Genomic DNA, 882 nt, shown 5'->3' on the forward strand with positions numbered 1-882 from the left:
GAACTGCTGCCGCGGGATGAGCTCGCGGAGGCGCCCGGTCATGAGCACGCCATAGCACCGAAGCTCACGCTCGTGAAGACCGTCGAGCCGGCCGAGGTCGCGGGCGACTTCCCGCCCACCCTCTGGACGCTCACGGGAGGCGACCTGCTCGACACGGCATCGCGAAGGCGAGACCGCTCGCCGGCGGATGAGCCGTCGGCGAGCTCGTCGAGGAACCGATCGACGCGCGCCGTGACCGCGCGGGCACCGACCCAGTCGGCGAGGTTCGCGCCCGCGTGCTCGGTGGCACCGGCCTCGGCCTCGACGGTCGTGATCCGCACCGTCTCGCCGAACCGGTCGCCGACGGCGGCGGCGAGCAGCCCCACTCCGCCGTAGAGATCGAGGTTCGCCGCTCGCGGATCGAAGAGGTCGGGGTCCACGAACTCCTGCACGGCGGCCGAGAGGGTCGCCGCAGCCCCTCGGTGCACCTGCCAGAACCCGTCGCGGTCGAGGCGGAACGTGCGGTCGCCGACCCGCTCCTGGATCGTGGGGCGCGGGCCTCGCGGCATCCGCTCGCCGTCGAGCACCACGAGCGCGGGGTCTCCGGAGGAGGGGGCGACGAGGTCCACGGCGCGCGCTCCTGGGAATCGCCCGTCGAGCGGTGCGAGCTCCTGCAGGGCCGCCACCGCCAGCGGCACGGATGCCACGGGCACGACGGTGTGGCTCCTCGCGGCGTAGGGTCCGACCGAGCCGTCGTCGGCGACCTGCAGGCGGAGCCGAGTGCGCCACCCCGTGCCGTCGACGGTGACGCCGGGCGCGAGCGACGGATCGACGGCGCGGACCTCGACGTCACGCTCGACGCCGGCCATGCGCGCGAGGGCGTCCTGCAGCACCTCCGCCTTC

At 74.5% G+C, this 882-nt stretch carries 1 pseudogene; it reads right to left on the minus strand.

Annotated features, from left to right (window positions below):
- Positions 1-38 precede the first annotated feature (38 nt).
- Positions 39-882: pseudogene (locus tag GH736_RS23545) on the minus strand (class I SAM-dependent RNA methyltransferase); the annotation flags it as partial.

The sequence above is a fragment of the Agromyces humi genome (assembly GCF_009720255.1).
In the GTDB taxonomy this organism is placed as follows: Bacteria; Actinomycetota; Actinomycetes; order Actinomycetales; family Microbacteriaceae; genus Agromyces; species Agromyces humi.